This is a genomic window from Glaciimonas sp. PCH181 (assembly GCF_003056055.1).
Taxonomy (GTDB): Bacteria; Pseudomonadota; Gammaproteobacteria; order Burkholderiales; family Burkholderiaceae_D; genus Glaciimonas.
Map to the genome: position 1 here is coordinate 522,213 of NZ_PYFP01000002.1, position 19,982 is coordinate 542,194.

The 19,982-nt window shown below is 50.5% G+C and carries 17 protein-coding genes; 5 read left to right on the plus strand and 12 right to left on the minus strand.

Annotation, left to right across the window (positions count from 1 at the left end; all coding sequences use genetic code 11):
* Positions 1–3 precede the first annotated feature (3 nt).
* The 8 genes from C7W93_RS24485 to C7W93_RS15515 all read right to left on the minus strand — a co-directional run bounded on the left by C7W93_RS24485 (position 4) and on the right by C7W93_RS15515 (position 6,815).
* Positions 4–279 (minus strand): hypothetical protein, encoded by a 276-nt coding sequence (locus tag C7W93_RS24485; protein WP_146177569.1) that lies wholly within the window; start codon positions 277–279, stop codon positions 4–6.
* A gap of 126 nt (positions 280–405) precedes the next feature.
* Positions 406–693, minus strand: a complete 288-nt coding sequence (locus tag C7W93_RS15485) for a hypothetical protein (RefSeq protein WP_108441129.1) — start codon at positions 691–693, stop codon at positions 406–408.
* Between the two features lie 12 nt (positions 694–705).
* Positions 706–984 (minus strand): hypothetical protein, encoded by a 279-nt coding sequence (locus tag C7W93_RS15490; protein WP_146177570.1) that lies wholly within the window; start codon positions 982–984, stop codon positions 706–708.
* 2 nt (positions 985–986) lie between these two features.
* The gene (locus C7W93_RS15495; RefSeq protein WP_146177571.1) at positions 987–1,349 is read right to left on the minus strand and encodes a hypothetical protein; all 363 of its coding nucleotides are present in this window, start codon (positions 1,347–1,349) and stop codon (positions 987–989) included.
* Positions 1,346–1,549, minus strand: coding sequence for an AlpA family transcriptional regulator (locus tag C7W93_RS15500; RefSeq protein ID WP_108441136.1), 204 nt, complete (start codon positions 1,547–1,549; stop codon positions 1,346–1,348). The genes C7W93_RS15495 and C7W93_RS15500 overlap by 4 nt, the downstream gene beginning before the upstream one ends.
* Before the next feature lie 121 nt (positions 1,550–1,670).
* On the minus strand, positions 1,671–2,531 hold the full coding sequence (locus C7W93_RS15505) for a hypothetical protein (RefSeq protein WP_108441137.1): 861 nt from the start codon (positions 2,529–2,531) through the stop codon (positions 1,671–1,673).
* 872 nt (positions 2,532–3,403) lie between these two features.
* Positions 3,404–5,602 (minus strand): ferric-rhodotorulic acid/ferric-coprogen receptor FhuE, encoded by a 2,199-nt coding sequence (gene fhuE, locus C7W93_RS15510; protein WP_108441139.1) that lies wholly within the window; start codon positions 5,600–5,602, stop codon positions 3,404–3,406.
* 301 nt (positions 5,603–5,903) lie between these two features.
* On the minus strand, positions 5,904–6,815 hold the full coding sequence (locus C7W93_RS15515) for a LysR family transcriptional regulator (RefSeq protein WP_108442148.1): 912 nt from the start codon (positions 6,813–6,815) through the stop codon (positions 5,904–5,906).
* Positions 6,816–6,952: 137 nt separating this feature from the next.
* Here C7W93_RS15515 and C7W93_RS15520 point away from each other — a divergent pair, with 137 nt between their 5' ends.
* From C7W93_RS15520 to C7W93_RS15530, 3 genes are all read left to right on the plus strand, one after another.
* On the plus strand, positions 6,953–8,293 hold the full coding sequence (locus tag C7W93_RS15520; RefSeq protein WP_108441141.1) for a DUF3100 domain-containing protein: 1,341 nt from the start codon (positions 6,953–6,955) through the stop codon (positions 8,291–8,293).
* Positions 8,294–8,515: 222 nt separating this feature from the next.
* Positions 8,516–9,676: a M20 aminoacylase family protein gene (locus C7W93_RS15525; RefSeq protein WP_108441143.1), complete on the plus strand. Its 1,161-nt coding sequence runs from the start codon at positions 8,516–8,518 to the stop codon at positions 9,674–9,676.
* Between the two features lie 164 nt (positions 9,677–9,840).
* The gene (locus C7W93_RS15530; RefSeq protein WP_108441145.1) at positions 9,841–11,220 is read left to right on the plus strand and encodes an L-serine ammonia-lyase; all 1,380 of its coding nucleotides are present in this window, start codon (positions 9,841–9,843) and stop codon (positions 11,218–11,220) included.
* Between the two features lie 140 nt (positions 11,221–11,360).
* Here the strand turns inward: C7W93_RS15530 and C7W93_RS15535 are convergent, their stop codons facing one another.
* The gene (locus C7W93_RS15535; RefSeq protein ID WP_108441147.1) at positions 11,361–12,980 is read right to left on the minus strand and encodes a glucan biosynthesis protein; all 1,620 of its coding nucleotides are present in this window, start codon (positions 12,978–12,980) and stop codon (positions 11,361–11,363) included.
* A 374-nt stretch (positions 12,981–13,354) separates the two neighbouring features.
* Here C7W93_RS15535 and chrA point away from each other — a divergent pair, with 374 nt between their 5' ends.
* Complete coding sequence (gene chrA, locus C7W93_RS15540; RefSeq protein ID WP_108441148.1) at positions 13,355–14,719, plus strand: chromate efflux transporter; 1,365 nt, start codon at positions 13,355–13,357, stop codon at positions 14,717–14,719.
* Between the two features lie 16 nt (positions 14,720–14,735).
* Here the strand turns inward: chrA and C7W93_RS15545 are convergent, their stop codons facing one another.
* Positions 14,736–15,782, minus strand: coding sequence for a PDR/VanB family oxidoreductase (locus C7W93_RS15545; protein ID WP_108441150.1), 1,047 nt, complete (start codon positions 15,780–15,782; stop codon positions 14,736–14,738).
* Positions 15,783–16,173: 391 nt separating this feature from the next.
* Here C7W93_RS15545 and C7W93_RS15550 point away from each other — a divergent pair, with 391 nt between their 5' ends.
* On the plus strand, positions 16,174–17,703 hold the full coding sequence (locus tag C7W93_RS15550) for a Rieske 2Fe-2S domain-containing protein (protein ID WP_108441152.1): 1,530 nt from the start codon (positions 16,174–16,176) through the stop codon (positions 17,701–17,703).
* Between the two features lie 102 nt (positions 17,704–17,805).
* Here the strand turns inward: C7W93_RS15550 and C7W93_RS15555 are convergent, their stop codons facing one another.
* Both C7W93_RS15555 and ilvC read right to left on the minus strand, forming a co-directional pair.
* Positions 17,806–18,684 (minus strand): LysR substrate-binding domain-containing protein, encoded by an 879-nt coding sequence (locus C7W93_RS15555; RefSeq protein WP_108441154.1) that lies wholly within the window; start codon positions 18,682–18,684, stop codon positions 17,806–17,808.
* 248 nt (positions 18,685–18,932) lie between these two features.
* Positions 18,933–19,949, minus strand: coding sequence for a ketol-acid reductoisomerase (ilvC, locus tag C7W93_RS15560; RefSeq protein ID WP_108441155.1), 1,017 nt, complete (start codon positions 19,947–19,949; stop codon positions 18,933–18,935).
* Between the last annotated feature and the right edge of the window lie 33 nt (positions 19,950–19,982).

Sequence of the window (19,982 nt, forward strand, 5' to 3'; positions counted from 1 at the left end):
CTCTCAGTCTTTATTTTTTTCAGGACCTAAATCCTTGGATGCTCTCGTGCGATCAATGCAAATTTTTCTCAACATCCATGAAAAGAGAAACACCATATCGCTGACCGTAGAAGAATCACAACCATCAACGGCCCTTAAGTCAAAAGTCACGTGCGTATTTGTTATTGTTCGTGCTGTGCAAAAAAATTTTACTATTTGCTCTCTATCTTTTGATTTACTACAGGCGCTTATATAGAGACGCCCAAACGCAGCCTCTGCTAAAGTTGTATTGAATTCCATATCTATCCTTTACGTTTTGAATTTAAAATAACGCATTCAGAAACTGTTATTCGTATTAAATTCGATAAATAATTAAAATTATGGCGCAAGGTATAACTACCCTGCGCTACGTAATTTAAATTCCTATCACTTTAGCAATGCTGGCGGTGGAAGCGGCGGCCCTTTTTCTATTATTGAAATAACAGTCGGCCAGAACCACTCTTTGCCGGAAAATAGGACAATCGAAGGGTTATTTTCTTTTGCAGCTTTGAGAATTTCGGCTTTCATTTTTTCGATCGGAAAACGCTGCAACCGTTTGAAGCCAAGGCCTTGGTCTTTTCCGCCCAATTGCATCATGCGTAAAGCCGCATCAACTGCACAGATACCGATTTGCTGCTGCACGTCCGGGTTACTGAAATCCACTGAATGCTTCATTTTTATTTCCTTTTAGGTTGTGGTTTCAAAGTCATCAAGCCGTTGCTTTATCTCGCTCGTGGCAGAATTGATGACATCGATTTTTAATGACTGACTACGAATTTCAGAAGACAAATGCTGAACTAATGCAATCAGCACGACTTCAGAATTACTGTTGCGACGGTTTTTCAGATACAAACTCAACGCGTTTCGAATTACATCGGCGAACGTTGCTCCGTCTGTCTCGGCTGCAAAACCGATTTCTTTGTGCATCGCCTCCATAAGTCTTATTGTTACAGGTCTTGTTTTCATTTTTAGAAGGCCCATTTTTGATAGGAAGCGGGTGTATTCAGCGTACACACCGCGCCAGTGCTGGCTTTGTGCGGTACCAAATGCCGGTCATGTAATCGCGCAGGCAATTGGTGTGCCTCATTGGGGGCGAGCGAATTTCCTGGGCAGGTGCGAAGCACTGCCTGGGAGTCAGGTATGTAATTACCACTGGTCTTTTTCTGGTTCAGACCTTTCGCCTGTCGGTCCTTGCGCTCACCTTTCTGAAGACGCTCGGATTGACGCGGCAAACTTACCGGTACGCGTGCCTGCCGAGCCACAAGTTGCTCGTCGCATTCGTTTAGTGCGCGAGCTGCCCAGACCATGGACCGTGCTATGGAGCCGCTCAATTTAGCGCTCCATGGCGTAAGGAACCGATCCAATCCTCAATTGATTTAGACGGCCATGCGCGAGCGCGGATTCCCAGCTCAACAGGACGGGGGAAAGTCCCCAACTTAATACGACGATAAATCTCGGATTTGGACAGTCCAGATTCTGTGATGACACGAGGCAAACGCCAAAGCGGGCCTGTTGATTGAAGCTGTAGCATTTTGTTCTCCTATGTGGTCCTGTGAAGTTCACAGCATGGGGAGAACAATATCGAACAATTTACTCTATGAAAATTACCCTATGAGGTCAAATGCAATTGGGACCAGGTAACGACGACTATTTCATTTTTGTTTTGGAGCGCCGATGTGGAATTTCACATGCGGCATAGCTTTATGATACCAATTACTCAAAGTAATCGGATTGTAGTCGTCTATTTTATATCTTCCTTTGGTGTGGAAATTTTTTACCTCATTCAAAGCGATTAGTTCCTTGACGCTATGTATTATTATATTTTTTTCTTTAATCATGGCGATGAATCGAGATTGATCTGTGTTTGTATGCCGATTTTTCCATCCCGACTTAATATTTTCCAATTTACCCCTGATTTTTAATAATTCCGCAAAATCCACATTTCTGTGCTGCTCATCCATACGAACAAACTCGACTAACTGTTTAACTATTTGCAACCCAAAGCTTGGTGACTTCATAATTTCAATTCCTTTTAATTCGTCCCCTTCTTCAATAGATTGATAAAGTTCCATTGCGAGAATTATCGGCTTCAAAATTTTGGATTTTTTTGTGATTTCGCGAAATAACTTTATTTTTTCTTGATACGTTGAAATATCATTTTCCGATGGCTCTACTAAAGCATTAAAATTTTCCTTCGCATCGTGAAATTCTTTGCTTAGTCGTTCTAACTCTGTACTTACCGCATCAGAAGCTGCTATATCATTCAAAAGATTTTCATGAAACTCAGCTTTCTGTTCGATCTTAGTTACCTCAAACTCTAATTTAGTCGACGCTTCTTCCATTCTGCTGGAAATGGATAGGATTTCCTTTACAAAAACACTCCTAACCAAGTCGGTTGCCAAGTCTGATTGATCTTTTAGTTCATCAATTTTTGAGACAAACCATTTATGTTGGGCTTCCAACACGTTCCACTCATCTTTTAGTGTCGACACTGCATTTTTAACTTGTAGCATTTTTTACCAGTAATATTTATTTGATAAGTACGCGGGAGGTGTCCTGACACTGACATGCTCCGACTAGCCCATAACAACAATTCTACCTTTATGAGATGCTTTTTCGAGGCGCATACCGTCGAGTGACTTTCGTATTTGCCGTTTTTCAGAAATTTAGCATGCCAAACTCGCCCAAAGAGCTACGGGATACCAGCGATCTGACAAAATCAGGACCTAATTGGAGCTGGGTACAAGAAAGCGGCGCGGCTTATCGCCTAAGAATATTCAGATAAAGTGCGTCTTGTTGAAATCTGTTGCTAGAACGCAGCAACTAGCTTTGCACGGTATTTTTGACGGTATGTCTAAGTATGAAAACAACGGAATCTAGTAATCATACTAATTTCCAAGTGGTATGCGATTCCCGCCGCCCCAATGAATCGTTTTAAGATGTTCAAAAAGCCGCAACTCTCGTATGAGATTGCGGCTTTTTCATTTTAGGGCGATCCTGACTCGTTCATGACAATCCGACATGGGATGACGGTATGTTTGACGGCAACATCATCACTTAACGACACGCTTATCATCATCCCCTTAATAACTCTGCCATACACAATACCAAGCCAGCCATGAAGCGCCCCTTAGAAACTGGATATTTTTATTTATTTGATGGTGAACAGAATGGACAAACCATTCAAGTTCCTGTGATTATTACGAATAGATAAACCTTTTTATAGCGCACAATTATTAGGAATTACGTATGCAATACGCCATGAAATTAATCGTTTTACACCTTAAATATCTATAAGAAATCGAATGGTTTTTAAGTACACCTGAAATAAAAACGGACCGAAGCTGTCAAGCGCCGGCCCGCCCATCAAAATAATTAAAACCGCTTAAAACCGATACTTCAATGTCAGCGTAGCGTTGCGCGGCGCACCGTAGGTCAGCGCACCATACGCTGGAAACATGCCGAAGTACTTTGTGTCGAGCACATTGTTGACATTGAGTTGCGCCGAGAGCTGCTTGGTGAACTCGTAGCGCGCCATCAGATTAACCAGGCTGTAGGACTTCTGTTCAATCATCCCGTTAGTGGAGGCCGGAGCATTAGGGTCAACCGTATAGGTACGGCCCTGCCAGTTGACGCCACCGCCAACTGTTAAAGCGTTCCAATCACCTGGCAGACGATAAGTTGTAAACACGCGAAATAGCTGACGCGGGTAAACGCTATTGATATCCGCACCGGAAGCGTCTGTGGCCTTGAACTGGGTATAGCCAACACTGGCATTCCAACCTCGCGCCAACTCGCCCGAAACATCTAACTCAAACCCGTTGCTAGTTGCTCCCTTTACAGCGCGGTAATATGGCTCTGGTGCAAGCGGCCCGGCGCCATCGCGATCGACCAGGCCGGCTTCTTGTCCAAGGTTATCTTGCTTGATCTGGAACAGCGCCAAAGAGGCATTCAGGCGTCCATCTAGAAACTCTCCTTTGATACCAGCCTCGGTACTTTTGCCAATAATAGGGTCAAGGCTCTTTCCGCCGAAATCTTTAAGATTCTGCGGCTGGAAGATGTCGGTATAGCTTACATACGAAGAGTAGGTCTCGTTGATGTCGTAGACAAGGCCAGCGTAAGGCGTCACTTCACGGTTATTCTTTAATGCATATTCGGGCGTATTGACGCCGTGGCCTGTTTTTTCGTAGTTGGTAACGCGGGCACCGATAATCAGTTTGAGCGGATCGGCGAGCGAGAACCGCACCACGCCGAAAAGCGCCTGCTGCTTGGTGATACTGCCTTCATAAAAACTCGGCGCACCCCAGGTTGGCTCTGGATAAGCAGCGCCGTTCCAGTTATTGAAGTCGCCAACCGGCGCGCTGGAATCGGCTGCGCGGCTGTCAGAATTAAACTTCTGCTCAGAATACATATAGCCGAATGCCGCTTCATGCTTGCGACCAGCCAACTCGAAAGGGCCGCTCACATGCAGGCCAATGTCATCCTGCTGCGTATGCGTCTTGTACGAACCGGCAAATGAGTTCATACCGAGGCCAGTCGTCCGATCTGGAACTCCCGACAGATACAACAGATAGGAATCGCCAGTCCGGTCGCCATGGCTGTAGGAGGTGCTCAATTTCCAGCCGTTATCGAAACGATGTTCGAGATTCACAAAAGTGTTTTGATAGGACGTGTCCCAGCGTGTCCAGCCAGCGGCAGAGGTCTTTGAGCGATCCCAATTTGTTTTCGAACCATCGGTGTACCAGTAAGGCAAACCGCCCCACATGGGTCCTTTTGGCGCGGTATCCTGCTGGCTGAAACCTGCGGACAACAATGTGTTTGGCGTCAGATCCGCCTCAATCGTCGCATATACAGTCTGATTTTTACTATGCATCAGATCGACCCAGCTATCTCCTTGCTTGTATTCACCGACCACGCGTGCGCGTACTGTGCCCGTTTGGTTTAACGGCGTAAATAGGTCAATCAAGGCCCGACGTTCACCCCAGCTACCCACGCCGATCTCTGCCGAGCCCTTAAACTCCTTGCTATCAGCACGTTTGCGCACAAGGTTAATCGCTGCGGAGGGATTGCCGCTGCCCGTCATCAGACCGGTCGCGCCACGCACAACCTCTACGCGGTCGTAAATTGCCAGACTGCTCGCGACCTCACCCGAACTCCAGGCCTGGTCCCACGTAGTGGGAATTCCGTCGATTTGCAGATTGTCGATATCAAAGCCACGAGCAGTAAACTTGGCGCGATTAGTTTCGTATTGATTCACCGAGATTCCGGTCACATTGTTGACAATATCCGTCACCGTCATCAAGCCCTGGTCTTCAATGCGTTGCTGCGTCACCACCGACACCGACTGTGGCGTATCGCGCAGCGACATGCTTAACGGCGTGGCTGTCTTGGTCTTGCCGGTCGTGTATGAGCCTGTGCCTTCCGTGGTTTCTCCCAGCGTTTGCGCCTTGACCTGAATCTCAGGCAGGGTAACCGCGCTCTGTTCAGCGCTTTGAGAATGGGCGGCTAAGGGAGTGGCAAGCGCCACACACACTGCAAACCGATTGAATTTGTGACGCCGGTCGGCGCGCGCATGGATAGCCATTTATTTTCCAATTAACAACAAAAACGAAGATAGTTGGCTGGCACTCCGAATGCATGGCGTTGGCAAATGACGGACAGTTAGCTGGCTACGGGACAAGATGCGAATGATAATGATTATCATTAAAAAGTCAACGGAAATGCGGAAATTGCTTAAATTTGCCCGTCAAAACAACAAAAAATAACCAAATGTTGCATTGCGTCGAGTTTCCCGCAGATGGGGAGAAGGGTCCGCGTTAGGGCGTATTCCGACGTTTCAGCCATAACGCGTTTCGCCAATGCGCGCTGCTGCACGGCGATCACTTTTATTGTAATGACGACATGCCAGATGCCATGTATTGCAGCATCTTGTTAGCGCCAATAGAGAGTTTGCGGCCGGTGCGTGTGATGAGATGCGCTTCCGCATTTTGCAGAATGGGTTGCTGGATTGGAATGGCAAACAACTCCCCTGCTTCAAGCTCGCTTCGGACCACGAAGGCTGGCAGGAAAGTCACGCCGAGTTGCAGCTTTACGTACTGCCGCAATATGTAGAACGAATTTGTCGTCAGATGCGGTGTTAGTCTGATTTTTTCGGTTTGCTCAACCAGCTGCAGGATCTGCCGCAAGCCAAATGTCGGATGATTGAGGGCTAGCGGATACGACAGAAAATCAGCGATCTTGAGCGGCCCTTTTTTGCCTAACAACGGAAAATCTGGTCCCACAATTGCCAATATCGGCTGCTTGCTGATCTTGCGCGAGACGATCTTGGAATCTGGCGGAGGATTCATGATCAGGCCAATTTCCGCCTCATCTTCGCAGACTCTGCGCATGACTTCGTTGGTTCCCGCCACGTCAAGGACGATCGAAATATCGCTGTAATTCGCGCCGAGTTTGGTCAACGGCCCCGCCATCAAATCGGAAACAAAGCCCTCTCCCAATGCAATCCGAACCGTACCTCTGCGCAGGCCTCTTAACTCCTGCAATTGGGAAAGAAGATCGTCCTGATGAGAGCGCTGCTCGCGAAAATATTCCAGCAAAAGCCTGCCGGCCTCGGTCGGCTTGACGCCACGTGTATGCCGCTCAATCAGCGGGATCGCCAATTCCTGTTCCAGCAATGCGATTTGCCGACTCACTGCAGAAGGTGCGATACCCAACGCGTCCGCTGCGGCCCGCATGGTGCCGCGCTGTATCGATTCGAACAAATAGATAATCCGCGCTTCATTGACTGTTTCGTACATATCGTCGACTTTCATGTTCTAAAAATTAGAACAGATATTGTTATCCAGTGATATTGATTATAGATCGGAATGGATGCATGATCGCCTTCGCACAGCCGGACTGATGCATTCTTTTGCGGTAAAAAAGGGGAGATAAGATGAGCAGCACCAAAACAATAAGTAACTATAAAACACTAGACGGCAATGACGGTTTTCGCTTTGCAAAGCTATATATTTTCGCGGCGATCATCATCACGATTGCCGAACTGATTGGCTCCTTTACCTTCAACATAGGGCCCGGCAAGATTGTGCTGTTGCCCATGATCTGGGCACTGTTGATCGGCGCTGCGCTTGGTCTGGCGAAAAATCGCCTTCCGGCACCCTTGCGTATCGAAACCAGCATGCAATTCAATGCAGCGATGATTCTGCAACCGGCATTACTTCTTTTCGTTGCAAAACTTGGCTTATTAGTCGGTTCTTCATTACCTCAGATTGTTGCCTCAGGATGGGCACTGGTATTTCAGGAATTCGGCCATTTCGTCGGCACGATTATGTTCGGCTTGCCGTTAGCGCTGCTGTTGGGAATCAAACGCGAAGCCATCGGCGCAACGTTTTCTGTAGGACGCGAACCCAGCCTTGCCATCATTGGCGAGAAATACGGTATGGATTCGCCTGAAGGACGCGGCGTACTGGCAGAATACTTGACCGGCACCGTGTTCGGCGCTGTGTTCATTGCAATTCTGGCGGGCTTTATCGCTAGTCTCAATATTTTCGATCCAATCGCTCTGGCGATGGGTTCCGGCGTTGGCTCGGGCAGCATGATGGCCGCCGCTTCGGGTGCAATCGCTGCGCAACAGACACCGGAAATCGCTAAACAAGTGATGACATTTGCCGCAGCCAGCAATCTCATTACAACGACTATCGGCACTTACTTCACGCTGTTTATTTCGTTGCCGATGGCGGTCTGGGGTTATCGCGTTTTAGAACCGATTCTGGGCAGAAAATCATCTTCGTCGACGCCGCCTGAAGAAGCGAAAGTGGAAAAGTCAGCCGATCACAGCGCTGCCCTGGGTCCGATCGGCATAGTCTGCGCATGGGTGTTGTCGGCTGGTCTGGCAATGATTGGCGACTGGATCGCACGCGGTAGTAATCCGCTTGAGTCGATTCCAGGTATGGCAATCATGCTGGTCGCGGTACTGATCGGTGTGTTGCTGAACCACGCAACCGGCAAAAAAATCCCTGCAGTATGCTGGGTATCGTTGATCGCAATGGCGTTGACCTCACCGATATGCCCATGGGCCGAACAGATCAGCGCCCTGACCGCGAAGATCAATTTCCTGGCGCTGATCACACCAATGTTGACCTTTGCTGGCCTGTCGATTGCCAAGGATATTCCCGCATTCCGCCGTCTGGGATGGAGAATCGTCGTTGTGTCGTTTGCAGCAAATGCCGGAACGTTCCTCGGTGCAACCATCATTGCGCAGTTTTTCAAACATTAAACCGTCCTTCTAATTCACCACCATTCCCGCATTTCTTTTTGTGATAACCGGCATCGCTACACGTAGCGATGCCGGGAAGCCTAAGAAGCAATAAGGATACTCAACGCGCTTGATTGCCTATCGACATTCAGCGCGGATGGCTGCTGTCACGCCATGCAAAAAACGCCAGAAAATTAGTCTTGCGGCCAAGCGCCGCCCAGATACACGTCAGAAAGGTAAACAATGTCTATTGATAAAAACCTGATCGCCGAGATGACCAATTGGCGCCATACATTACACGCATGCCCAGAAATGGCGTTCGAAGAAGTATCAACCGCCAAGCTCGTCGCATCGGTCCTGCGCGCAAACGGTATTACGGTGCATGAAGGTGTCGGCCGTACCGGTGTCGTGGGCACGTTGACAAGAGGAGATGGGCCTAAAATTGGTTTGCGTGCCGATATGGATGCGCTGCCGCTGCTGGAAAAAAATGCGTTCGCGCATAAATCCCAACATGACGGCAAGATGCACGCGTGCGGCCATGACGGCCATACCGCCATGCTACTTGGCGCAGCGGTCGCATTAAGTCAGGATACCGGATGGCAGGGTACGATCAATTTTATCTTTCAACCGGCAGAAGAAGCCGCTGGCGGTGGCCGTGCAATGGTCGAAGATGGCCTGTTTGAGCGCTTCCCGTGCGACATGATATTCGGCATGCATAACTGGCCGGGGCTGCCGCTAGGACGCTTTGCGATCAATCACGGTCCGATGATGGCGTCCTTCGACACCTTCGAAATTCTGGTGCAAGGCCAAGGCGGCCATGCAGCGATGCCAGAGAAATCTATCGACTCGCTAGTCTGCGCCAGTCATCTGGTGTTGGCGCTGCAAACCATCGTCAGCCGTCGTCTGCCACCGCAAGAAACGGCTGTGGTCAGCGTCACGCAAATACACGGTGGAGAGGCTTGGAATGTCTTGCCAGATACAACCGTCATCAGAGGCACAGTGCGCTGCTTTTCAATGGCGACGCAAAAACGTATCCATGAACTGCTGGTCGAGCTGGGCGAAGGCACTGCCAAGGCCCACGGCGCGACAGCGACCGTTTCCTACAATTACGCGTACCCGGCGACCATTAATACCGTTGCAGAAACTGACATCGCGATTCTGGCGGCCACGGCGACCGTCAGCGAAGAGAACGTCGAATGGGATTGTGTTCCATCGATGGCTTCGGAAGATTTTGCGTTCATGTTGAATTTCAAACCCGGCGCGTATATCTGGCTGGGTGTGGACCGGGATACATCGGTGCCGTTGCACAACCCGCATTACGATTTCAATGACGATGCGTTGGCAATCGGTGCTAAGTACTGGGTCGAGCTGATACACACGACGCTGGGCAACACTACGGCATAAAGCAACGCTCTATCGCCATCCGGGATGACAGCAATAATTGCTGTCATCCATCGCATCCGTGCACAGGCCAGTCAGTTCTACGGCCCTTTCATGTGCCAGATAAGTACCTCCTTTAACCTTTATTCTTTTCTCTTTAAGAGAAGAGAAAGCGGAAGGCAAATAATATGGCCGTTAGCGTATTTGAATTATTTAAGATCGGCATCGGTCCGTCGAGTTCGCACACAGTCGGACCGATGCGGGCGGCGCAGTTATTTGTCAACGGCTTGAAAGAAAATGGTTTGCTGGATCGTACGCACGCAGTCAAAGCCGAATTGTACGGCTCGCTAGGCGCGACTGGTAAAGGCCATGGCAGCGACAAAGCAGTCTTGCTAGGCCTGCTGGGTGAAAGCCCGGATCTGGTCGATATCGACACCATTGCCGACAAATTGGCGCATATCCGCAGCACTGCAACGATCAATTTAATAGGACAAAAGCAGGTCGCATTTATAGAGAAAGAACATCTATTAATGTACCGCCAGCGGACTTTGCCGTATCACCCGAACGGTATGCGGTTTACGGCTTTCGATAGCGACAATGCCGAAATCGCCAACAAGGTTTATTACTCGGTCGGCGGTGGCTTTGTTGTGAATGAAAATGCGGCTGGTCAGGATCGCCTCGTATCAGATACCACCACATTACCGTATCCATTTCACAGCGGTGACGAGCTGCTGGCCTTATGCCAAGCGAATCAACTCTCGGTCAGCCAGTTGATGCTGGAAAACGAGAAAGTCTGGCGCTCCGAAGAACAAATCCGCAGCGGATTGCTGAATATCTGGCAAGTGATGCAGAATTGCGTCAAACGCGGCTGCGCGCAAGAAGGTACGCTTCCCGGCCCGATGCAAGTCCGTCGCCGTGCCGCCGAGTGGTATCGCACGCTTGCAGCGCAGCCGGAAACTAGTCTGCGCGATCCGTTGACGACGCTTGATTGGGTCAACCTGTACGCGTTAGCGGTCAATGAAGAAAATGCTACAGGTGGCCGTGTCGTGACAGCACCGACCAACGGCGCTGCCGGAATTATTCCTGCGGTATTGCATTACTACACCCGCTTTGTGCCGACGGCGAATGAGGATGGGGTAGTCCGATTTTTACTGACCGCAGCCGCGATCGGTATTTTGTATAAAGAAAATGCCTCGATTTCTGGCGCTGAAGTGGGCTGTCAGGGCGAGGTTGGTGTGGCCTGCTCGATGGCCGCTGGCGCATTGGCAGAAGTTATGGGCGGCACACCGGCGCAAGTAGAAAATGCCGCAGAAATCGGCATGGAACACAATCTGGGCCTGACTTGCGATCCGATTGGCGGACTGGTCCAAGTGCCCTGTATAGAGCGGAATGCGATGGGTTCGGTCAAGGCGATCAATGCGTCAAGAATGGCGTTGCGCGGGGATGGCAGACACATTGTTTCGCTCGACAATGTCATCAAGACGATGCGCGATACCGGTGCCGATATGAAAACCAAATACAAAGAAACATCACGCGGCGGCCTTGCCGTGAACGTGATCGAATGTTGATGTATTGTGGATTATTTGTCGCAATGAAATTTCACGGTTAGCCTTAAAATCAGGCTAATTCACGCGAACAAGCGAAGATGTCTGAACGCAATCGGCGCTTGCAGTCCAAGCGCCGATTGCCCTATTTCAGCGTTCTTATATCAACTGCCATACACCGTGCGCGTTTTAAACGGTTGATACTGAAACAGCCATGTCTCCGACAGCGTTTCATCTTTATGCCGCAGATACAAACGCAAATCAACTGGCGCAGTGCCCTCAACTTTAAAATCGAACTGGGCGCGCCAATGACCGGCGACGCCATCCGGAACGGCCTCAGTAAAGATATAAGAAAACTCACCACGCGATGACGTCAACACGGCTTCCGGCAATTCGCCAAAGGCTAATTTTTCGAGCGGTGCGCCTAAGAATTCGACCATGAATTTGCGTACATTTTGTGGTCGCGGTTGCCCCGGAATACCGCCGTTGCCAAGCCGTGTAGCAACGCATCTGGCCAGCGTACTTGGGAAGGGTTCGTCCTTTTGCCAATACAAGCGATAACGCAGACGATAACTGCTGCCAGCGACGGCTTTAGCGCGTGGTACCCACATGGCGACGACGTTATCGTGGATCTCATCATCGGTCGGAATTTCGATCAATTGCACTGCGCCTTCGCCCCACCCTTCCATCGGCTCTACCCACAAACTAGGCCGACGTTCATAGCGCACACCATCCTGATAATGGTCAAAATTGCGGTCGCGCTGCAACAGGCCAAACCCGCGCGGACTGGTGTCGCCAAATGCCGATGCAGTAGTTTGCGCCGGGTTATTCAACGGCCGCCAAATATGTTCTCCGGCACCGCTCCACAATGCCAGGCCGTCGGAATCATGCACCTCTGGCCGCCAGTCTGCGCCGGTGGCTTTGACCGACTCTGAAAACCAATACATCGACGTGACCGGCGCGATCCCGAAGCGCCCAATATCCCGTCGCAAAAATAACGCTGTCTCGATTTCCATCGTCACGCCCTCAGCGCGCTGCATGACGAACTTATAGGCACCGCAAATACTCGGACCGTCCAGCAACGCGTAGATGACAACGGTTGCACTATTGTCGTCTGGAACAGTGAAGTAAAAATGCGTGAAACTAGGAAATTCCTCGGGCTGATCGCCCTGTGCAACATCGAGGGCGATCCCGCGCGCCGATAAACCATATTGATAAAGATCGCCGATTGCGCGGAAATAGGACGCACCGAGAAACGCAACCCAGTCGTTTTTATGCCAATCGAGTTTCTCCTGATCGCCAATCCGACTTTCCTGAAAACGGAATCCGGAAAAGCCACTACCCTTGGGCAATTTACGCGCAGGGCTATCAATCGGCATATCGAAATAACTTTCGTCGTAGACGATTTCACGGGCTTTTTCTTTGGCACCGCTACCCTCGATCAGATGCATGTGCACCGGCGTCTGGAAAAAGCGTCCGAGATGGAAAAACGTTACCGGAAACTGCCCCGGGCCATCCGCAAACAAGGCGTAATCTGTATTAAATTTAATTTTTCCGTGCGCTTCGTAATCGATTTTCTCTAGTATTTCACGCGGTGCAGTAGGCTGTGCCTGATACGGTTTTTGCGCCTGCGCCTGTGCTTGCGCGATCAACGCTTCAAAAGAAAAGGCGGAGGCTTTACCGAGTTTAACGCGGTTATCGGCAAGCGCTTCAAGCGGCACACCGAGAGAAAGAAGCGTCGCAGTGGCTGCGGCGGAATGCAAAAAAGTACGGCGATTTATCATGGGCAGGCAATCTCAAAAAATATAAGAAGAACGGCTGGAACAACAAATGGCAACTTATTCCAGAACGTGGGCTTTGCAAATATCTGTTACCGATAGGCCAACGGCAAATCCTAACATGACATGGAATGCAAGGCGAAGAGTATTAGTACGCCGACGATCTCGACCTGATCGTGGATTTTCACTACCTGGCTAAGCGGGGGGGGGGAAATGTGTCGGCAAATGGCTTAAGTGACGTTTAGTCAAAATTGAACACAAAACGTTCCAACATATTGACACCGGGACTATGATGGCAAATCATACACAATTCAACTTTTTACGACGCTCGGTCGCGCTGCAAAGACCTGCTTGCCTCCCTTAAAAGGAATAATCGTTCGATGACGGATGCCCAAACACGCGTAGAAGAATCTATCGCGACCCAACTCCCTCCTATCCGCTTTTGGGACGCCTTCCTGTTCTGGCTGAAACTTGGCTTTATCAGTTTCGGCGGCCCTGCCGGACAGATATCAATCATGCATCACGAGTTGGTAGAAAATCGGCGCTGGATTTCCGAGCGACGTTTCCTGCACGCACTAAATTACTGCATGGTCTTGCCCGGCCCCGAAGCGCAGCAACTTGCCATTTACATCGGCTGGCTGATGCATCGCGCATGGGGCGGCATCGTCGCTGGCGTGCTGTTCGTCCTGCCGTCGCTGTTGATTTTGATTCTGTTGTCGTGGTTGTACATCGCTTTTGGGGATTTGCCGGTAGTGGCAGGTTTGTTTTACGGGATTAAACCTGCGGTTGCCGCCATCGTGGTGCAGGCAACCCACCGCATCGGTTCACGGGCACTGAAAAATAATGCACTCTGGTGCATTGCGGCGGCCTCATTCGTGGCTATCTTTGCGGTAAACGTACCTTTCCCCGCCATTATCGTGACGGCGGCGCTCATTGGCGCTATCGGGGGACGCATTGCGCCAGATAAATTCAAAGTCGGCGGCGGTCATGCCAGCGTGCATCATTCGTCCGGGCCCGCCTATATCGATGACGACACACCAACGCCTGAACATGCACAATTTAGTTGGTTTCGCCTATTCCAAATAGTGATTATGGGCGCGCTATTGTGGACCATTCCGATGGGCTTATTAACGGCGATTTACGGCTGGAATCATACTTTCACGCAAATGGGCTGGTTTTTTACCAAGGCGGCATTGCTGACATTCGGCGGCGCTTATGCTGTACTACCCTACGTTTATCAGGGTGCCGTCGCGCACTATGGCTGGCTGACACCGACGCAAATGATCGATGGTCTGGCGCTAGGCGAAACCACGCCGGGGCCGCTCATTATGGTGGTGGCTTTTGTCGGCTTTGTGGGTGGTTATGTGAAAGCGGTGTTTGGGCCGGATAGCTTGTTTCTTGCCGGTGCCATGGCCGCGATGTTAGTCACGTGGTTCACCTTTCTGCCATCGTTTTTATTTATTCTGGCGGGCGGTCCGCTGATCGAATCAACGCATGGCGATCTGAAATTTACCGCGCCATTGACGGCGATCACCGCTGCCGTCGTGGGCGTAATCCTGAATCTGGCGGTCTTCTTTGGCTATCACGTTCTCTGGCCGACGGGCCTGAGCGGACGATTTGATTGGGTCTCCGCCTGCATCGCATTAGCTGCCGCCATCGCCCTCTTCCGGTTTAAGCGTAATGTGATTCACGTCATCGCCGCCTGCGCTGTGATCGGGCTGCTATTGAAAATGACGATGCTGTGAATTACGATTGATGCGGCTATAAATCCAGCACCAGCAACTTACTTTTTGGACGTGAAACACAGGCGGTTAAATATTCCAGATGCTCGTCATCCGAGAGAATAAAATCGCGATGATCCACCTCGCCGGACAGATAGCGTAGCTTGCAAGTGCCACATAAACCGGATTGGCAGGAAGTCTCGATCACCACGCCGCTATCGGCCAACGCCTCGACGATACTTTTATCGTCGGGAATCGCGATTAACGCGCCAGTACTAGCGATCTGGACCGAAAATCCTCCCGCAACTTCTGATGCTGCATCAGAAGTTGCATCAGAAATTGCATCAACAGAAACAACCTCAGACTTAACGGGATCAGGCGCTTTGAAGTGCTCAAAATGGACAGTCCCGCGTGGCCAATGCTGCGCTGCTTTTGCACACGCGGCCATAAATCCGCCCGGTCCGCAATAGTACACATGCGTCCCTTCAACGTGCGCCGCCAACAGCGCGACGATATCCAAACCGTCGCGCGGATTACCGCCATCGAAATGAAATATAACGCGCCCTTTTTCAACCTGCGCGGCAAATTCTTCGCGAAATGCAGCGTGCTCCTGACCCTTCGCACAATAATGTAGTTCGTAATCCTCGCCCGTACTTTCAAGATAATGCGCCATAGCTTTTAACGGCGTCACGCCTATCCCGCCTGCCAACAAAATATGTTTTTTTGCATCGCTGATGAGAGAAAAGTTATTCCGTGGCTGACTAACCGACACCACATCTTGCACCCGCAGACTCTCATGCATCAAGCGCGAACCACCGCGCCCGACCTCTTCCCGCAAGACGGCAATAACATAGCGATGCCGCTCGCCCGGATTGTTGCACAGGGAATATTGGCGGATGACGCCGCCAGCCAGATGCATGTCGATGTGCGCACCAGCGGTCACTGCGGGCAATGCCTCACCCGTCGGATGGACCAGCTCAAAAGAATTGATGCCGACTGCCTCAAACCTGATTTGGCGTACTAAAAGCGACATTGGCGTTGGGGCTGAACGCGATTGCAAACCCGCTTGCGATTGATGGTCTTCCATGTGTGCCTTAGTCTCAGAATTTTTATTATGAGGACTTACGCAAAATCGCCCCAGCGGCGTTGTGTTTTCCTACCCGTACTTGGCGTACTGTCTTCGTCAGCACGCCTTGCTGGGAGGATTTTGCGTCAGTCCTGGCTATTGCGATGCAGCATTCACTGCACCCCAACCTATGCCAAATCCTAAATCGGCACTGCCAATGCGTCCAATGGGATTAACCCATGAATCCTATCTGGATAACAGATAACGTCGCCATGGCGACAAAGCCGATGGCAATTCGGATTTACCAATGAGATTCATCGCAAAATTGAATTCGACATAGCTGGCGTCAACACGTATGTTTGTCGACAGGAATAGATAAGCCCACCGAATAACGGTTGTTTGAGGAGACAAGATGGATACCAAAGTTGATAACGCAAAGCTGGCAGAATCGTCAAAAGTGAAGAAGTTAATCCCCTATGGCGGCTATTACACCAGCAAAACGCCAGGGCATGACCCAGAGTTGACCGAGACCGGTCCGGGAACGCCGATGGGCGAATATATGCGCTCTTTCTGGCATCCCGTATGTATGTCGATTGAACTGGGCGATACGCCAAAATTTATCAAAATTCTCAATGAAGAATTGGTGGCATTCCGCGATAAAAGCGGTGCCATCGGCGTACTGCATGCACATTGCGTTCATCGCGGCGCATCACTCGAATACGGCGCGATTCAAGAACACGGTATCCGCTGCTGTTATCACGGCATGGTGTTCGACGTTGACGGCACTTGCTTGCATGTTCCGTATCCAAAAGGCGAAGAAAAAGAAGCTGAGAAATTTGCCTGCTCGATCCAGCAAGGCGCGTACAAAGCATTCGAACGCCACGGTCTGGTTTTTGCCTACATGGGATCGCCAGAAAAAGAACCGCCGTTCCCAGAATGGGAGTCCAATTTCACCGTTCATGCCACCGATAAATTAGTCCCGTACAGCAATTTTCAGCATTGCAACTGGCTGCAAGTACAAGACAATGCAGCCGACAATTATCATCCGACAGCGCTGCATAATTCAGCCAATGTCGTTGACGAAAATTATCAAGGCACCACGTTCAACGAAGTGGGCGCGGCATCGATGGAAGTCGCCCCGGACATGCAATTTATTCCGATCCATGAAGGCCGTGGCCTGGCATGCGCTGGCGCACGTCGCGTCAACAAAGATCGCCTTTTTATCCGCGTACAACATCAGGCATTACCCAATCTGAGTCTGCACGCGTACACCTCGGAAGACGGCGCTGCCAAAAAACTTTTCAGCCGCTTTCACATCGTGCGGTGGACTGTTCCTGTTGACGATGAAAATAGCAAGATGATCGGATGGCGCGTGATGGGTCCGAATATCGATACACGCGGTATCGGCGATGAAGAAATGGTCGGCTACGAAACCATCGATTTTCTGGAAGGCCAAGTTGCGATGCGGCGGCCAGAACGGTTCGGCAAATATAAGTTGGAAGACTTCCCGCCGATCCCGCCAAACCATCGTGAACGCGATTGCTATAAAGATGCGCAGCAAGCGCCGGGGGATTACGAAGCCATCATCAGTCAACGCCCCATCGCAGTCCATGCGTTAGAAAATCCGACCAAATTTGATGCCGGTGTTTTCTTGTTCCGCAAACTGTTGCGCGACGCCGTGCGCGGATCGAATCCTAAAGCCAGTGCAGAGAATTTTTACGACTGGCTACAAACGGTAAAAGGCGCGCCGAACAGCTATTGCAGCGGCAACGTGCTGGAAGTCGCCGAAGCAGCCACCATCGAAGAAGAAATTGCCCAACGGCGATCAATCACCAGAAAAATTGTACAGATATTGACGGAAAGCGATCACATGAAAGGCGATGTGCGGACGCAGTTTGTGATGGAGGGATTTGAGGCGCTGGAGCAATCTGCCAAGAAATAGGCGGAATAGTGTTGGTGTTGGTTGATGTTATTTAATCCGGGTGGTGCGTTGTGGATGCTTTATTGGATATGCCAATAAAGCATCCACGGTGTGCTACCCGTTTTAGTTTTTTAAATTGCTCGCATCCAGCAAGTCTTTAACCACTTCAAAAAATGCCTTAATCACTGGCGCCTCTTTTCGCTCAGCCAGACACGCCAACTCCATGTCGATAAACATCGGCGCATCCACAATATTCAAAATGCGCAGCCGCCCATCAGGGTAGATTGCATCCAGCGCAATGCCGACACCGACTCCCGCTGCAATCGCCTCGCGTATCGCATCCTGACTATCAATTTCCAATACTCGTCGCACGCTGACGCCGCGCTCAGCCAAATAGTCATCGAAAACTTTTTGCTGCATTGAGCCGCTTTCTCGCGTCACGATCCGCTGACCTTCCAGTTCTTCAACGCGAATATCGCTGCGTTCAAACCACGGATGACTGGCACCGACTAGCAGGGCGATCTTGGCGCGGCGATACGGGACAGAAAAGAAGCGTTTATCACCCAGACGTGGCAAGACGGCAATATCGGCCTGTAATTCCAGCAGGCTGTCGCTCAATTCGCCGGAGTTTCCGAACGTCACCGAGACTTGCACTTCTGGATAGCGCTGACCGAAGGCGACGACCATTTGCGTGACTTGCACTGGATCAAAGGCTGAAACTCTGACTTTTCCTTCTAGCAGGCCACCGGCGGCGCGCAGCGTTTCTTCGGCCTCGGTTTCCAGCGAGAAAATGCGGTTGGTAATGGTTAACAAGCGTTGTCCGGTATCGGTCAACGCCACAATGTGTCCATGACGTGAAAACAATTCGACTCCGAATCGCTGTTCTAGCGCCTTCACGTGTGTGGTGATACTCGGCTGCCCAACAAACAACGCACGCGCAGCCGCCGTGAAGCTGCCATGGAGGGCGACTGCGTGGAAACATCGTAATTGATGCAAATTCATAGCCAAATTACGCTCCTCCGCATCCTCCTATAGCCGCATTGACTGCGGTAGCCAGACTATCGGGGATGCTGTTTTCATTTTTTCGGTGCATTTTTCAACAAAATGCGTTCCGTATAGTGAATACTTTTTACGCAGAAGTAAATGACAACGCAAAAATGACAAAGCGCGCTGACAGCCATAACGCTGCGCGATCTTTGTCATCTTTTGTGACTGGATCTCTACTTTAAAGATCCAACACGCATTTCTGCTTAGTTTTTAGAGCGATCGACCAGCTGGTTCTGCGCAATCCAAGGCATCATCGCCCGCAACTTTTCACCGACTTGCTCGATCTGATGTTCGGTGGTCAGGCGTCGGCGTGATAACAGGGTCGCGGCACCGGCGCGATTTTCGAGTAGAAAACTCTTCGCGTATTCGCCAGTCTGGATATCTTTCAATATCTCTTTCATGGCGATTTTTGTCGCCGAAGTCACCACCCGCGGGCCGCTGACATATTCGCCATATTCTGCGTTATTCGAGATGCTGTAGTTCATGTTGGCGATGCCGCCTTCATAAATAAGATCGACGATCAGTTTCAGTTCATGCAGGCATTCAAAATAGGCCATTTCGGGCGCATATCCGGCTTCAACCAAGGTCTCAAAACCGCATTTGATCAATTCAACCGCGCCGCCGCACAGCACGGCTTGCTCACCGAAAAGATCGGTTTCGGTTTCTTCACGAAAATCAGTTTCGATGATTCCGGCGCGACCGCCGCCATTTGCTACTGCATAGGCCAGCGCGATGTCCCGTGCGATGCCCGATTTATCCTGCGCAACCGCGATCAGATGCGGCACGCCGCCGCCTTCTTTGTACGTGCTGCGTACGGTATGGCCCGGTGCTTTTGGCGCGATCATGATGACATCCAGATCGGCACGTGGAACTACCTGACCGTAATGAATATTAAAGCCGTGCGCAAAGCCAATTGCGGCACCGGCTTTAATGTGATCATGCACTTCATTTTTATAGACGTCAGCAATATTTTCATCCGGCAGCAACAGCATCACGATGTCAGCGTCTTTTACAGCATCGGCCACTGACTTGACCGCAAGGCCTGCATTTTCTGCCTTGTGCCAGGATGCGCCGCCCTTGCGCAGACCGACGGTCACTTTGACGCCGCTTTCGCTTAGGTTCAACGCATGTGCGTGACCTTGCGAACCGTAGCCGATAATCGTAACTTTTTTATTTGTGACCAGAGAAAGGTCGGCATCTTTGTCGTAAAACACGTTCATATTGATCCTTACGTAAATGAAAATTATTGGGTT